The sequence below is a fragment of the Flavobacterium poyangense genome, from assembly GCF_011751075.1.
Classification (GTDB): domain Bacteria; phylum Bacteroidota; class Bacteroidia; order Flavobacteriales; family Flavobacteriaceae; genus Flavobacterium; species Flavobacterium poyangense.
On record NZ_JAALLN010000016.1, the window covers coordinates 53447 to 69388 of the forward strand.

Below are 15942 nucleotides of genomic sequence, written 5' to 3' on the forward strand. Positions count from 1 at the left end.
GGTTCTGAGTTGCTAAGTTTCTAAGATTTCGAAATTCTTGGGATTTGGGATTTTTTCCTTTTGATTTTTTTTTAATATATACTTCAAAGTATCATCTTAAACGGTCGAGATTTAAGTCTAAAATAGTTAAATAAATTAGTAAGCATGATAGATTTGGGGCTAAAAAGCATACCTATTTTAGAACTGATACAATGAAGCATATAGTTTACGTGTATTCTATTTTTTAGTTCCGTCTTTCTTTTCAAAAAAACCGTTAAAAAATCCTTTACTCACTTTATTTTTGTCGTCTTTTCCGGTGGCTACCAAATGATCAACATATTCGGTGTATGTTTTTTTACGTTCTTCCAGAAAACCAATTAAATACTCTTCAGAAGCATGAACACCACTCGCCTCTTCTATATGTATCAGTTTTTTGTAAAGTGGCTCAATAAACTTAACGATAACCTGCTCCGGAACAGATTTTCGGGTTCCGAAATAGCCAACAATTTCTCCGTCTGAATCCGAAATAATTTTAAAATCTGTTATTACCCAATAGTATCTCCCGGTTTTAGACATGTTCTTGATAATAGCATGTATGTTTCGATTCCCTTTGATACTATCCCATAAAATTTTAAAAATAACTTTTGGCATATCCGGATGGCGGATAACGTTGTGCGGCTGTCCGATAAGCTCAAACTCATCGTAGCCCGATACATCTATAAAAGCTTCATTGGCATACAAAATAGTTCCTTTTGTATCTGTTTTGCTTAATAATACTTTGGTTTTATTCCAATCAACTTCTCTGTCTGATGGATTTGGGCGGGTAATTCTGGTATCCATAAATCTCGTATTTTAAAATTAGTATGCAATTCCGTTATTGTGCATAAATAAGTGCGCTGCGTATTAAAATAGTATTTTTAACTTGTCGGGTGTTAGTATTTTTTAACACATAGAAACATAGTTTTCAAAACGAAAAAAGGCGTTTCACTTGTTTAAATGCTCATAGTTTGACTATGTGATAGAAATATGTTTCTTTTTTATACTCTTTTTCATAAGTAAAGCCTATGTTTCTATGTGTTAAATATAATTTTTACTAATTGTATGTAACGGGTTATTTTTAGTTGAGTTCTTCTTTTAGAATTATTAAGAGCCCTTTTGTTTTCTTAAATACAGTTTCCAGCTCATCCTCTAACCAATCCGGTAAAGTATTGTCGTTGGCCAGTTTCAAATGTTGAATATCATTTGCAATGTGAATTATTTTCTTATACTGAAAATCTAAATTTTTCGCATTATGATTATCACTGTGATGGCTAAAAATTCGGGCCACTTCCTTCCCGAAATCAGTTTCTGTAATTTTCTCAAATGAATTTACAGCCACATCCTCCTGAAGAAAACTGTCAAATGATTTTTTTAAAGAATCCAGCATTGCATTTGTTGATTCAAAGTCATATTTCGACATAAAATAAAATTTAAATTAGAACAAATTGATTTAATAGACTTTATCAAAACCGTTAGATATAATTCATTAAAAACATCAATTATACTTGCAAGAAGGAATACAGCTCTGTCATATTCTCAAACTGCAAGGATTTAGATAAATGAAAATCTTTCTCTATTTTAATAATTCTCTATCGTTGTGTAAAAGAAATCACGTCCAATGGCTATCATATAGCGCTTCTTTAGGTTAATTCGAAACTCTCGTAGCTGATTTTCCGTGAATATCATTAACCAGATCATCAATTTTTTTAGCACTTTCGCGCATCATCTCAAGGTAATTCAATAGTTGGTCATTGTCTGTATGTCCTTTTGACGCATCAATGAGTTTTAAAACGGAATCTACCGGAAGTTTTAAATCCTGTGCTGTTCTGTAAACAAAAACATTAAATTCATTATTAGACGATAATGTGCTGTATTTTGCAGAAGCTAACTTCATGTTTTCCAATTCGTACTCGTCCGATATTTTAGAAATGTGATTTTGACTGTGTTCTTTAAAATAGTACGCCCAATATCCATTCATAATAAATACAACAGCTGCCAGGACCACATGAATAATAAATGTCTCCAGATCAAAATTGACCTGAGAAAAGTACAATTGTAAGCCTTTTGGATCGCTGAAGATGAAATTTTGCATATAGGCCAAAACTCCGTGATGCACTACCACCAAAAGCGTAAGCGGAATTTGCAGTTTCCAGTTTTGGTAAATAATCAGAATTGTACTGGCTATAAATACGGTAAAATGCATCTCAAACAAACCATGCATCTGGTAAATATATTGCGCCATAAAAATCGCCAACACTATTGACAAAACATACTGATAAAAGTTCGATTTTTTAAAGAAGAATTTTGCCGAATAATACAGTAGTAGGTTAATGACACCTACTCCAACCCCAATTTCAAACGTATCGTACTTAAAGGCCAGGGCGATTCCAAGAAGAAAATAGATGGCAAGTACATAGTTGATAATGGTGTCTGATTTTTGTGTCATAGTTGACATAAAACTGTGCAGGTAATCTTGTTCATTCAAGCTTGCTTTTGTTTTCATAATTTTTGGTAATTTAGGTTGAGGGTTAGATTTATTTAGTGCATTTTGGTAACGAACATCCATAAGCTCTCAGGGCTAAAGCATCAAATGCCGGGGTCTTGGTTTGTTTTAGCAAAGCATCTATTGCCATTTGTGCATAATTACTGTCGGCATTAGTACAATACCTGGTTTTATTGTAATTCCCTCGATAGTATAAATTTTGTACAGGATCGATTATAACGGCCTGTGGAGTTGAAAAAACACCGCATTTTTTAGCCATTGCTTCATCAAAATAGACCGGAATTTGAGCATCGAATTTTTTCTGTATCTCTTCAATTGTGAAATTTTTATGTTTGTTTAAGACTACAATTTTAAAATTAATACGATCTCCATATTCTTTTATTAGTCCGCTAACGTGTGGTATATTGAAACGGGAACAAGGACAATCCGGATTAAAAAAATGAATAAAAACGGGTTTGTTATTGGTGACCCAGCATTTTCCCAAATCAATTCGGGAGCCCATAGCAACGGCATGATAATTTTTAGGAACAGGAGTCGGAAGACTGTATTTGAACTCGTTTTGCCAGAATAAATAAAGTATTGCAGAGAGCAATAAAGAAAACCATAAGCCTAGGAGTATTTTTTTTGCCATAAAGAAAGTAGTTTTGGGTACGAAACTTTAATAATGTATAAACAACTGTTAATTAAATAATTCTATTAAGCACTAGTTTTAACGCAATAACAACTAAAAAACCTACACATTTTAACGCTTAACCCCTAAAAACATTAATATTGTCACAAAAAAAACATCATTTTGTTTAAGCTTATCAATGTTACGAATAAAATCGATAAACAACAAAAAAAATCCGTTAAAATGCAAATATCACAAATTAAGTAAGAATTGTTTTACTTTAATTTTTGTCTTTGCGTAAAACTACGTGCGTAAAAACCTTCAAAAACAAGAGTGTTTTAAGGTGTTTCTAAAAGTTTTGTTAAAAAACACATTATTTTAGTTAAGAGATTAAACCAATAATCAAAAGCAACATCTAAAATGTTGAAACTATAAACAGCTGTATTAATGTTATATCATCTAAAAATCTCGGAAAACTGCCTTAAGAATTTTAATTTTGAAATTAAACAAGTAGTAAGTTGTTGATTTTTAAATGTTTGATTTTGAATATTAAAACTTGTACATACAAATGTTAAATTTGTACACTTACTAAAATCACTTACCCAAAAAAATCCATTTACCTCAATTTTATGAAAGTAAAAAACCTAGTTTACGCCCTTTTGATTATCGGACTCGGAGGGTTCATTGCCTACAGAGTTGTCTCCAACAAAAACAAAAACGAAGAGTCTAAAAAGTTCGGTGACAAAGACAATCCGACAACGGTGGCCGGAATAGTGGTGAAAACTACCACTTTTGATAACAATCTATCGTTATCTGGCTCTATTGAAGCCAATGAACAAATAGAAATTCGCAGTGAAGTTTCAGGAATTGTGGAGAATATTTATTTTAACGAGGGTACGTACGTAAATAAAGGTCAGATCCTTTTTAAGGTAAATGATATTGAGTTAAAAGCGCAATTGAGACAAGCTGTTACCAGAGAAAAATTAGCTGCCGAAAACGAAAGAAGAGCTAAATTATTGCTTCAGAAAGAAGCCATAAGTCAGGAAGAATTTGATGTTGCCAATGCCGATTATGCGTCAGCACAAGCGCAAAGCCAATTGATTAGAGCTCAGATTTCAAAAACCTCAGTTAAAGCTCCTTTTTCAGGAAAAATAGGTTTGCGTTCTATTTCTCCGGGGACTTACATCACTCCTACTGTTTTGGTGGCAAAATTAGTTAACACCGGAAAATTAAAAATTACATTTTCAATTCCTGAAAAATATGCCTCTCAGGTCACTTCAGGCTCCAATATTGATTTTACGGTCTCAGGTTCGACTAAGGTTTATACCGGGAAAATATACGCTATTGAACCTGAGGTTGCGGTAGCGACACGTACGTTGCAAATTCGCGCCATTGCAGATAATACTGACGGAAAGCTTTTACCGGGTACTTTTGCCGATGTACAATTACCATTAAACATTATTAAAGACGCTATAGTAGTGCCTTCTGAAGCGATAGTTCCTGTTCAAAGCGGTAAAAAAGTATATATCGCAAATAACGGTAAGGCCAAAGAGGTTATGGTGGATGCGACGACAAGAACAGATGCTTCGATTTTAATTTTATCCGGATTAAAAGCAGGTGACACTCTACTGACAAGCGGTGTGATGTCGTTAAAAAATGAGGCTCCAATAAAAGTTAAAGTAAAATAAGCGCAGATTTTGAAACAGATTCGTGATGTAACAATCCAAATCTAAAATCAACAATCTAAAATCTAAAATTAATAATGAGTTTATCAACTACTAGTATAAGAAGACCTGTTTTAACCATTGTACTGAATCTTTTGATTATTTTATTCGGTTTTATTGGTTATACTTTTTTGGGTGTCCGCGAATTCCCGTCTATTGACCCGGCTCAGGTTTCTATCAGAACCAATTATACCGGAGCCAATGCCGATATTATTGAATCACAAATAACAGAACCTCTCGAAAAGGCCGTAAATGCTATTGACGGAATTAGAAATATAACTTCCTCAAGTAATCAGGGAAGCAGTAATATTACCATTGAATTTAATCTGGATAAAGATCTCGAAGAGGCAGCAAATGATGTAAGAGATAAAGTGTCTCAGACAGTTAGAAATTTGCCTCAGGATATCGATGCGCCACCTGTAGTGTCTAAGGCTGATGCCGATAGTGATGCTATTATTTCGATGACCGTACAAAGTGACACCAGAAGTGCTCTGGAGTTAAGTGATTATGCTGAAAATGTGATTTCACAACGTTTAGAGACGATTCCCGGAGTTAGTGGTGTGCAAATCTGGGGGCAAAAACGATACGCCATGCGTTTGTGGATTGATCCGGCAAAACTGGCAGCTTATGGTTGCACAGTGGCGGAGGTTCGAAATGCTTTAAATGCGCAAAATGTAGAGTTACCTTCGGGAAAACTGACGGGTAATAATACCGAACTTACTGTAAAAACAGTCGGAAATCTTTCTAAACCGGAAGAGTTCAACAATATCATTATCCGTACCGACGGAGATAAAATTGTCAGATTAAGTGATATTGGCGGTGCTGAATTAGGTCCGGAAAACATAGAAACAAAACTGAGTCAATCGGGACTTCCGATGATTGGTTTGGCTATTGTTCCGATGCCCGGAGCCAATTACTTAGACATTTCGGCTGAATTCTATAAAAAATACGATGCCTTAAAAAAGGATCTTCCTAAAGATATCAAGCTTAATATTGCGCTTGATAACACTATTTTCGTAAAAAAATCGGTATTAGAGGTTGCTGAAACATTAGGGATTTCAATTATTCTGGTAATTATTATCATCTATTTGTTTTTTAGAGACTGGGCGATTGCATTCCGTCCTTTAATTGATATTCCGGTATCCTTAATTGCGACATTCTTTATTATGTGGCTTTTTGGATTCTCAATAAACGTATTGACTCTTTTAGCTATTGTTTTGGCTACCGGTCTGGTTGTTGATGACGGAATTGTGGTAACAGAAAACATATTTAAAAAGGTTGAAGAAGGAATGTCTCCTATTGAAGCCGCGATTAAAGGATCAAACGAAATTTTCTACGCTGTAATTTCGATTTCGGTGACTTTAGCTGCTGTATTCTTGCCGGTAATTTTCCTAGAAGGCTTTGTCGGCCGACTCTTTAGGGAATTTGGAGTTGTGATAGGTGCCGCAGTATTAATTTCGGCCTTCGTATCGCTAACGTTGACGCCAATGCTAAACGCTTATTTGATGAAAGGCGGCGAACAGAAAAAGTCAAAATTCTATATTAAAACGGAGCCTTTTTTCGAAAAAATGAACAGTGGTTATGCTGATGCTTTAAATCGATTTATGGATAAAAAATGGATTAGTTTTCCGATTTTGATTGCCTGTTTCGGGTTGATTTATTTATTTTTTACCATTCTTCCGAAAGAAACAGCTCCTTATGATGATCGTAGCTCGGTGGTGATGCGTATGAATACACCTGAGGGGTCTTCGTATGAGTATACTGATCGTTTTATGCAGGAAATATCGAGATTGGTAGACGACTCTATTCCGGAGAAAAAAGTAAGTTTGGTGATTACCGCACCGGGTTTTGGATCTTCTGCAACAAATAGTGGTTTTATCAGACTTTCTCTGAAAGAACCAAATGAAAGGAAGTTGTCTCAAAAAGATATTGCTGAGAAATTAACCAAGTGGACAAAAAAGTATCCCGACGCTAAAACATCTGTAATCCAACAACCTACTATTGCGGTAAACAGACGTGGTGGTTTGCCGATTCAATATATTATTCAAGCGCCTAATTTTGAGAAATTAAGGGCAAAAATTCCTTTGTTTATGGAAGAAGTGGGTAAAAGCGATGTTTTCTCTATTACCGATGTAAACCTGAAATTTAACAAGCCTGAAATCAACGTTAGTATCGATCGTGCAAAAGCCGAAAGTTTGGGGATCTCGATTATTGATATTGCGCAGACTTTACAACTTTCTTTAAGTGGCCAGCGTTTTGGCTATTTTATTAAAAACGGAAAACAATATCAGGTTATCGGGCAATTTGATCAAAAAGACCGTTCTAAACCTTTGGACTTAACTTCGATGTTTGTTAAAAACAATAAAGGAGAATTAATTCAGATGGATAATGTCGTGAACATTGAGGAACAGAGTAATCCACCTCAATTGTACCACAATAATCGTTATATGTCGGCTACCGTTTCCGCAGGTTTGGCACCGGGAAAAAGTATCAGCGATGGTATTCAGGCGATGGATCAGATCAAAGCTAAAGTTTTGGACGATACTTTTACAACCGACTTAAGTGGAGAATCACGAGATTTTGTTGAAAGTAGCTCCAACACTTCTTTTGCATTTGGACTGGCTTTGCTATTGATCTTTTTGATTCTTGCGGCTCAATTTGAGAGTTTTATCGATCCGCTTATCATTATTTTAACAGTGCCTATGGCTGTTGCTGGAGCTTTATTCTCTTTGTGGTTGTTCAATCAGACCTGGAATATTTTTAGTCAGATTGGGACTGTAATGCTTATTGGTTTGGTGACCAAAAACGGTATTTTGATTGTTGAATTCGCCAATCAGTTAAGAGAACAGGGAAAACCGAAGATGGAAGCTATTTTAGAGGCGTCAGAAGCGCGTTTGCGTCCAATTTTGATGACGAGTTTGGCTATTGCTTTAGGAGCTTTACCAATTGCAATGTCTCTTGGAGCAGCATCAACAAGTAGAATCGGAATGGGAGTTGTTATTGTTGGTGGGACTATTTTCTCTTTAGCATTGACCCTTTTTGTGATTCCTGCAATTTATCTGATGTGGTCTAAAGCGAGAAAACACTACCCTGAGTTCGACCACATTGACGAATACGAAAGAGAAAGTAAATAATTTATTAGTCAGGAATTCACTGGTGTAAGAACTTAAACTGATGAATTCCTGTCAAAAGAAAAACAAATATGAGTACTAAAATTTTATTCAGTAGTCTGTTACTGTGCTTCTTCTGCCTCACAAAAATGCAGGCGCAAGAAGTTTTAACTATAGAAGATGCTATGAAAATAGCATTGGAAAATAATTTTGAAATTAAGATTGCCAAGAATAACTCCAAAATAAGCGAAACCAATGTAACTGTTGGAAACGCAGGTATGTTACCCAATGCAACTGCTACGGTTACAGACAATAATAACATTCAGAATTCGTCTCAGACCCGCCAGGACGGAACTTCAACATCATTAAAAAATGCCAAAAACAACAGTTTAAGTTATGGCGTAAGTTTGGGATGGACTGTTTTTGACGGAATGAAAATGTTCGCGAAGCTGGATCAGTTAAAAGAGCTTCAAAAACAAGGTGATTCGGAGCTAAAAAGAATCATATTGGTAAAAATCGGGCAAGTAAATTCGGCTTATTATGACCTGGTGCAGCAACAACAACAATTAGCTGCATTAGATACGACAATTGTAATTTCCAACCAAAGATTAACTTTAGCCAAAAACCGTTTTAGTATTGGTAAAGCTTCCAAATTAGAGGTATTAAATGCTCAGGTTGATTTAAACTCAGATCAGGTGGCTTTGTTGAGACAGAAAGAATCGTACGCCAATGCCAAAATTTTGCTGAACCAATATCTCGCGCGTGATGTGCAAATTAACTTTAAGGTAACAGATGTGGTGGCTGTTGACAATAAATTGATTTTAAGTGATTTAGTAGATTTGGCTCAAAAGCAAAATCCGGCACTTGAAACACAGATTATAAACAAACGTATTGCAGAACTGCAATTAAAACAGGTAAAAGCAGATCGTTATCCGGTGGTGAGATTAACGACCGGTTATAATTTTAATGAAAGTGAATCCAGTTTAGGTTTTACGAGTGCTACTTCTTCCCGAGGTTTGAACTATGGTTTTAATGCTACTCTAAATGTTTTTGACGGTTTTAACCAACATCGAAATGAGAAAGTTGCTAAACTGCAAATTGAGAACTCTCAAATTGCTATCGACCAGCAAAATATGATTTTAAAAACGCAATTAAACACTGCTTTTCAGACTTATTTAACGAATTTAGAATTGATTAATCTGGAAGAAAACAACGAAGCGATCGCTAAACAAAACTTAGAGATTACGTTGGATAAATTTAGAATTGGAACGATCACAACGATTGACTTCAGAACGGCTCAGCTTAATTATGTAAATGCAAAAGTGCGTTACAGTAATGCCCAGTATCAGGCAAAATTATCTGAAATTGCCTTGAAAGAATTGGCGGGAAATATGAATTTTTAATTTAAATTTGTTTCAAAACAAACTTAAATGATTTCATACAATACCAAAGAGTGGTTCTCTTTTATCTTTCATTTCCACAAATCAGATACGGTTCGAAAACTGTTACCAATTATGGCGGCCATCGGGATTTATGCCGGAGCGGTTGGGTACGTTGAACTTGAATATTTTAAAGTTACTAAAAATGACTACATTCAAAACATTCCGATTATGCACGGAATGCTTGGTTTTGTAATTTCCTTGTTGCTTGTTTTTAGAACCAATACGGCTTATGATCGCTGGTGGGAAGGAAGGAAACTGTGGGGAGCACTGGTAAATAACAGTCGTAATTTGGCTATTAAGCTTTCGGCGATCTTAAAAGATGAAAACGATAGAAAATTCTTTCGCAAGATTATACCAACCTATGCCTCAATTTTGCAGAAGCATTTAAATGATGAGGAAACCGGAAAACAGCTTTTTGAAGATGTTGATTTGGTAATCGACCACCAAAAACACAAACCGAATCAAGTAAAAAGAATCATGTATCATAAAATCAATGATTTGTATGATGCCAAAAAAATTACGGGAGATCAGTTGATTACTTTAAACGAGGAGCTACAGTCTTTTACTGATATTTGTGGTGCTTGTGAGCGAATAAAAAACACCCCTATTCCCTACTCTTACAGTGCATTTATCAAAAAATTTATCTTTTTTTATACGATGACACTGCCTTTTGGGTACGCTGTAAGCCTAGGGTATTATGTGGCGCCGGTGGTGGTTTTTATCTTTTACGTATTAGCCAGTTTAGAGCTTATTGCCGAAGAAATTGAAGATCCGTTCGGATTAGATGAAAATGATTTGCCAATCAAAAAGATTTCGGAAAACATCAAAAAACATGTTGAAGAACTGATCTAAATCGTCTTACAAAGTACAATAGCAGCTCATTACAAAGTAATTATAAACCCTTACATTAATTAGGTGATAGTATTATAACGTTGAACGGCAAATTTTTACGTCATAAAACAAAAAAAATGTTTCCAACTCAGCCGATCAATCCTTATATTTACACCCTTATTCAAGAATAAAAAAGTTAACATGAAAATATCTTACAACTGGTTAAAACAATTCATTAAAACAGACTGGACCTCTGAACAAACATCAGAATTACTTACAGATTTAGGTCTGGAAGTAGAAGTTGTTGAAAAATATGAATCCATTAAAGGCGGTTTACAAGGAGTTGTTGTAGGACACGTATTAACCTGTGAAAAACATCCCGATGCTGACAGACTAAACGTTACGACAGTAAATATTGGTTTGGAAGCCCCTATTCAGATTGTTTGCGGAGCTGCCAATGTTGCTGCCGGACAAAAAGTACCGGTTGCTACTATCGGAACAGTTTTGTACGATAAAGATGGTGGAGAATTCACCATTAAAAAAGGAAAAATTCGCGGACAGGAAAGCCACGGAATGATCTGTGCTGAAGACGAATTAGGTCTTGGTACAAGTCATGACGGAATTATGGTTTTAGATGAAAAATTAGTACCGGGTACTCCTGCTTCTAAAGTTTTTGATATCGTAAGTGATGAAGTTTTTGAAATTGGATTAACACCAAATCGTGCAGATGCCATGAGCCATTTTGGGACGGCACGTGATTTAAGAGCCGGAATGTTGCAACGTGGTGTAAACATAGAATTAATTACGCCTTCTGTGAGCAATTTCAGAGTAGATATGCGTACACTTAAAATAGACGTGGTGGTTGATGAGCCTCTTCTAGCGCCAAGATATTGTGGTGTTACCATTTCCGGAATCTCTGTTAAAGAATCTCCGGCTTGGTTGCAAGATCGTTTAAAAGCTATCGGATTAACTCCAAAAAATAATATTGTTGACGTTACCAATTATGTGTTGCATGAATTGGGACAACCTTTGCATGCTTTCGATGCTGCAAAAATCAACGGGAAAATAAGTGTAAAAACATTAGCTGAGGGTACAAAATTTACCACTTTAGATGATGTTGAGAGAACATTGCATGCAGAAGACCTGATGATTTGTGATGAAAAAGGACCTCTTTGCATTGCAGGTGTTTTTGGTGGGAAAAAATCGGGTGTAACAGAAGGAACTACTTCTATTTTCTTAGAAAGTGCCTATTTTGATGCTGTTAGCATTCGTAAAACTGCCAAAAGACATCAATTGAATACAGATGCTTCGTTTAGATTTGAAAGAGGAATCGATCCGACTATTACAGAATATGCTTTAAAGCGTGCTGCTCTTTTAATTCAGGAAGTTGCGGGTGGAAAAATCACATCAGATGTGATTGAAGTGTATCCTAAAAAAGTAGAGGATTTCTCTGTTTTATTAAACTTTAGTCATGTTTACAAGATTATCGGTCAGGAGATTCCAAAAGATACGATCAAAAAAATACTGGTTTCTTTAGATATTAAAGTAAACAGTGTTTCTGATTCCGGTTTGGGATTAACGATTCCGGCTTACCGTGTAGATGTGCAACGTGAAATTGATGTAATCGAAGAAATTCTAAGAGTTTATGGTTATAACAATATCGAGTTCTCAAAGAAGTTTAATGCGACAGTTGCAAACTCGCCAAGAACAGAAGACTATAAAGTACAGAATCTAATTGGTTCACAGTTAAACTCGCAAGGGTTTCATGAGATGATGGCAAATTCTTTGACAACAGCTGCTTATACAAAACTATCGGCTATGTTAAAAGAAGAGCACAATGTTACCATGCTTAATCCGTTAAGTAGTGATTTGGCAACAATGCGTCAATCTTTATTGTTCTCTGCGTTGGAAGCTATTTCATACAACATCAACAGAAAAAGTTCTGATTTGAAATTGTTTGAATTTGGAAAAACCTACCATAAATTCCTTAACGGTTATGAAGAGCACAAACACTTAACATTATCTGTAACAGGAGACAGAAATAAAGAAAGCTGGACAAATCCGCAAAAAGCGACCGATTTCTTTTTACTGAAAGGTTATGTGAAAGCTATTTTGTCACGTCTAGGAATCGATAAGATATCGAATGCTCCCGTGCAATCAGATATTTTCTCTGAAGGAACGGCTATTTGTTACAACAATGACGTATTGGTGGAAATGGGTGTTATAAAGAAACCAATCTTAAAACATTTTGGAATCAAACAAGATGTTTATTTTGCTGATTTCAACTGGGATTTGGTTTTGAAAATTATTACCGGAAAAATTAAATACACCGAAATTCCAAAATATCCTGAAGTTCGTAGAGATTTAGCTTTATTGATTGATCAGAAAACAACTTACGAAAGTATTTATAATCTGGCTAAACAAACAGAGAAAACACTCCTAAAAGATGTTAATTTGTTTGATGTTTATGAGGGTAAAAATCTTCCGGAAGGTAAAAAATCATATGCTTTGAGTTTTACCATTCAGGATCATACTAAAACACTGACAGATGTTCAGATTGATAAAATCATGTCGAAATTGCAAAATGTATTCGAAACAGAACTTGGAGCAAGTTTACGATAAAAAAAGTAGAATTAAATAATTCAAACCCGACAGGTTTCAAAAACCTGTCGGGTTTTATATTTTTATTAGGATGCGAATCTTTCGTAAGCCTTTTCCAGTTTTTCATCGTATTTGTTTGCTTTGTAGCCTTTGCCGTTGTATTTTAAAGCAAACTCAGCCCACTTATGGTTTCTTAGAGCGGGAAAAAGATTTCTTTCTTTCAGATATAATCCGAATGCCTTTAGATGTTCTCCTTCGTTTAGATACATTTTCTCTACAAATTCGTTTATGTTTGCGTACCCAATAGGAACAGCATTGAATCCCATGACCTGAAAAAGTCCCCAGGAAGCAGAACACTTTGCTGCGTCGCTAAAATCTTTATCGGTATTTAGACTATTCGCTTTTTCCAGACGAGTATATTCACCTGCTCCGCCGACATAAAATTCATTGGTGTAGTCTTCGTAGAGAATGTTTGCTGTATTCGAATTCACATAGGCTTGACAGTTTACGCCTCTTTTTTTCAATTCTCTCCAGAAAACATGTCCTTCAAACAAAATTTTCGGTCTGCCATCTACCAGAAAACCTTTTCCGTTGCTTTCGACTTCGTTAACCGATTTAACAACTGCTAATTCAAGATCATGATTATTGGAAAAATCAATAAGATCTTGTTCTGAAAGCAATTTATTATTGGGTAACAATCCATTATTGCTCTTTTCAAAAAGTGTCGACCATGTTTTTAGTCCGACAATTCCATCTACAACCAAATTGTTTTTTAGTTGAAAATCTTTTACTGCGGTATCCGTTTCAATGCCAAAATAGTCTGAAACAATAACATTGTAGTTGAGTTTGATGAGTAATTCATTTAAGTAATAGACCTCGCTCGATGTTAGTCCGAATTTAATAGTTCTCATGACCTTACTTTATTATGGTTATTTTTGAAGAAGCCGAAAAGTCAAAAACTTCATTTTTAGATTTTACCAAATTGCCGTTTTTGTCAAAGTAGTTTGTTTTGTACGAGATAAGCGTAGAACTAACCGTCGTGTTTTTTACAATAAAATTGAATAGTATCGGGGTTGAAAATTCCGATTTCAAACGCTCGATACTAAATGTACTTCCCGATTCCAGAACCGTTAATTCCACCGTAATTTTGCTGGTCGCTGTAGCTTGTTTTTTTATTTCAATCTGAATGTAGCGGTTGTAATCTGTAGACTGCGAAACGATCTGACTGAATTCAGAACTGATATTCTCTATGTTTTCAAAGTCAAAAAATACATTTTCCAGATTTCCGGATGCATTAGCGGGATTCAAAACAGCATTGTCTAAAATTTTACTGTCGTTACTAATTAACTGCGGATAGCTGTTAAAAAACGTACTGTTAAAATAAGTGGAGTTTTGATTGTAAACCAAGAGAATCGAATTGAGTTTGCAATTGGAAAAGGATTGGTTTTTAATTTGTACTTTCTTAGCGTTATTGTCTATTGAAACAGCTATAATTTCTCCGATTGTTTTTTCAATATTCAATTCAATAACACTGGTGTCTTTTATTTCCTTGTGTTTGAAATTGATATTGGCAAACTGCGATATGGTGTTGTTCAAAGCATTGATCATAATGCTTGCTTCGGCCAGATTTTCTGTGGAAAGATTAAACAGAAAATGTTTTCCGTCTCTATTGATGTCTGATTTTTGCAGAAAATAGTTTCCGCTTATTTCGTAGTCAGCATCAATATCATTGGGAAACAGAAATTGAATTTTATTGAAATAATCGCTTGTATCACCATCAATAAAATTATTGTTGAGTAATGCTATTTTTAGTTTTGCCAAATCAAATTCAGATAGATTTGGACCAACTGCAAATTGAAAACTGATTTTTGAGATTTCTTCCGAAGAACCCACACCGTCTTCAAACGCATGGAATATGGTAGAAATGCAAGGTTTTAAAGTATCTAAATCCTTAGAAAGACTGTACATTTTAGAAATCAGTAAAAAAGTATTAGGCTGAACCATCGATTTATAAATCGAAAGTTTACTGAAATTTACTCCGGCGACAAATATTTGTTTGAACTGAGAAAATTCTTCGTTTAAATTAAATGGATTGCCTATAAATCCCCCATCAGAAGTTTTGTAAAGACTGGCTGAGGCGTCTTTAGAAACAGGATACCCTATAGTTTTGTTTACTTTTAACAAAAAAGTACTTTTTACGTATTCTGTCTGAACAATAATATCAGTATCATCTTCTCTTTGAATTTGAAGAAATAATTTTTTGGCAGCCGTACTTTTTACTGGATCGGATTTTACCATCAAAGGGCTGCTTATTAAATTTGTTTCTGAGGAAGCGGTTTTTGAAGTCATCAAATCACTTTGGGTTCTCATTTTAGCATTGACCATTGAAATATCTCTTGCGTACAAAAAATTTCTTTTGTTTCGCGAATATCCTTTAAAGTCAAAAAATAAATCAATATTGCATTTTGCGCTTTCAATTTGTGAGATGAGATTAAAATAGGCAATTTTTACGGCTTCGTCTTTTAGGTCAAACTGTATTTCTTTGTTATAGGTATTGATTGTACCATTGATCCTGATAAGGTCACCGTTTACTTTTAGATTAAGTAATGCTTCTCTTAAATTTAAGTCAATATTTCTTTGATTATTGTTTACTGGTTTGTCTTTGATGTTGTATTTCAAAGTGACACTGCCTAACAAGCCGCTCTTGTTTCCGAATTTATCCAACACATTTTCGTAATAGAAGACCGTATTGTTGTTGGGCATAAGTTCTATTTCAGGGAAAAACAATTCGATATCCGGATTGTTGTGATTTTTAAAAGTCGATTTTTCATTTATGATTGTGTTGTTTTCAATAAATGGAGAGTAAGAATCTATGCCTGTCAGGATATCCGGCCTTATGTTTATCGAATGGATTATGGGGTGTTCAATAACCTCAAAATCGTCAGCTTTTATACTGGATGATTCTGTAAATGAGGTGCTGGGCTTTGCGGGCTCGAGATTAAATCTGTTAATGGGAACCAGTTTTGTTCCTTCAAGTTTGAATGTATTTAAATCCGGCATGATGTTTTTTTTACGATTAATTGTGTTTAGAAAACAAAAGGGA

At 34.9% G+C, this 15942-nt stretch carries 11 protein-coding genes; 5 read left to right on the forward strand and 6 right to left on the reverse strand.

The window, feature by feature from the left end:
* Nucleotides 1-216 precede the first annotated feature (216 nt).
* The 4 genes from G3A47_RS18590 to G3A47_RS18605 all read right to left on the reverse strand — a co-directional run bounded on the left by G3A47_RS18590 (nt 217) and on the right by G3A47_RS18605 (nt 3152).
* Nucleotides 217-819, reverse strand: a complete 603-nt coding sequence (locus G3A47_RS18590; protein WP_166925101.1) for a PAS domain-containing protein — start codon at nt 817-819, stop codon at nt 217-219.
* Nucleotides 820-1096: 277 nt separating this feature from the next.
* On the reverse strand, nt 1097-1438 hold the full coding sequence (locus tag G3A47_RS18595) for a hypothetical protein (RefSeq protein WP_166925103.1): 342 nt from the start codon (nt 1436-1438) through the stop codon (nt 1097-1099).
* Between the two features lie 225 nt (nt 1439-1663).
* Nucleotides 1664-2521 carry a hypothetical protein gene (locus G3A47_RS18600; RefSeq protein ID WP_166925105.1) on the reverse strand — a complete coding sequence of 286 codons (858 nt, stop codon included), beginning with the start codon at nt 2519-2521 and terminating at the stop codon, nt 1664-1666.
* 31 nt (nt 2522-2552) lie between these two features.
* Nucleotides 2553-3152: a DUF6436 domain-containing protein gene (locus tag G3A47_RS18605; RefSeq protein ID WP_166925107.1), complete on the reverse strand. Its 600-nt coding sequence runs from the start codon at nt 3150-3152 to the stop codon at nt 2553-2555.
* 608 nt (nt 3153-3760) lie between these two features.
* Here G3A47_RS18605 and G3A47_RS18610 point away from each other — a divergent pair.
* From G3A47_RS18610 to pheT, 5 genes are all read left to right on the forward strand, one after another.
* Nucleotides 3761-4819, forward strand: a complete 1059-nt coding sequence (locus tag G3A47_RS18610) for an efflux RND transporter periplasmic adaptor subunit (protein ID WP_166925109.1) — start codon at nt 3761-3763, stop codon at nt 4817-4819.
* 74 nt (nt 4820-4893) lie between these two features.
* On the forward strand, nt 4894-7989 hold the full coding sequence (locus tag G3A47_RS18615; RefSeq protein ID WP_166925111.1) for an efflux RND transporter permease subunit: 3096 nt from the start codon (nt 4894-4896) through the stop codon (nt 7987-7989).
* Between the two features lie 68 nt (nt 7990-8057).
* The gene (locus G3A47_RS18620) at nt 8058-9368 is read left to right on the forward strand and encodes a TolC family protein (RefSeq protein WP_166925113.1); all 1311 of its coding nucleotides are present in this window, start codon (nt 8058-8060) and stop codon (nt 9366-9368) included.
* 27 nt (nt 9369-9395) lie between these two features.
* Complete coding sequence (locus G3A47_RS18625; RefSeq protein ID WP_166925115.1) at nt 9396-10259, forward strand: bestrophin family protein; 864 nt, start codon at nt 9396-9398, stop codon at nt 10257-10259.
* 180 nt (nt 10260-10439) lie between these two features.
* Complete coding sequence (gene pheT, locus G3A47_RS18630) at nt 10440-12860, forward strand: phenylalanine--tRNA ligase subunit beta (RefSeq protein WP_166925116.1); 2421 nt, start codon at nt 10440-10442, stop codon at nt 12858-12860.
* 65 nt (nt 12861-12925) lie between these two features.
* On the opposite strand, the gene G3A47_RS18635 is transcribed toward pheT, so the two are convergent.
* Together G3A47_RS18635 and G3A47_RS18640 are read right to left on the reverse strand one after the other, a co-directional pair.
* On the reverse strand, nt 12926-13750 hold the full coding sequence (locus G3A47_RS18635; RefSeq protein WP_166925118.1) for an N-acetylmuramidase domain-containing protein: 825 nt from the start codon (nt 13748-13750) through the stop codon (nt 12926-12928).
* A 4-nt stretch (nt 13751-13754) separates the two neighbouring features.
* Nucleotides 13755-15899: a hypothetical protein gene (locus G3A47_RS18640; RefSeq protein WP_166925120.1), complete on the reverse strand. Its 2145-nt coding sequence runs from the start codon at nt 15897-15899 to the stop codon at nt 13755-13757.
* Nucleotides 15900-15942: the final 43 nt, after the last annotated feature.

Coding starts and splice junctions, on each gene's coding strand:
- G3A47_RS18590 (WP_166925101.1), bottom strand. CDS start 819: ATGGATACCAGAATTACCCGCCCAAATCCATCAGACAGAGAAGTTGAT.
- G3A47_RS18620 (WP_166925113.1), top strand. CDS start 8,058: ATGAGTACTAAAATTTTATTCAGTAGTCTGTTACTGTGCTTCTTCTGC.
- G3A47_RS18605 (WP_166925107.1), bottom strand. CDS start 3,152: ATGGCAAAAAAAATACTCCTAGGCTTATGGTTTTCTTTATTGCTCTCT.
- pheT (WP_166925116.1), top strand. CDS start 10,440: ATGAAAATATCTTACAACTGGTTAAAACAATTCATTAAAACAGACTGG.
- G3A47_RS18600 (WP_166925105.1), bottom strand. CDS start 2,521: ATGAAAACAAAAGCAAGCTTGAATGAACAAGATTACCTGCACAGTTTT.
- G3A47_RS18625 (WP_166925115.1), top strand. CDS start 9,396: ATGATTTCATACAATACCAAAGAGTGGTTCTCTTTTATCTTTCATTTC.
- G3A47_RS18615 (WP_166925111.1), top strand. CDS start 4,894: ATGAGTTTATCAACTACTAGTATAAGAAGACCTGTTTTAACCATTGTA.
- G3A47_RS18610 (WP_166925109.1), top strand. CDS start 3,761: ATGAAAGTAAAAAACCTAGTTTACGCCCTTTTGATTATCGGACTCGGA.
- G3A47_RS18595 (WP_166925103.1), bottom strand. CDS start 1,438: ATGTCGAAATATGACTTTGAATCAACAAATGCAATGCTGGATTCTTTA.
- G3A47_RS18635 (WP_166925118.1), bottom strand. CDS start 13,750: ATGAGAACTATTAAATTCGGACTAACATCGAGCGAGGTCTATTACTTA.
- G3A47_RS18640 (WP_166925120.1), bottom strand. CDS start 15,899: ATGCCGGATTTAAATACATTCAAACTTGAAGGAACAAAACTGGTTCCC.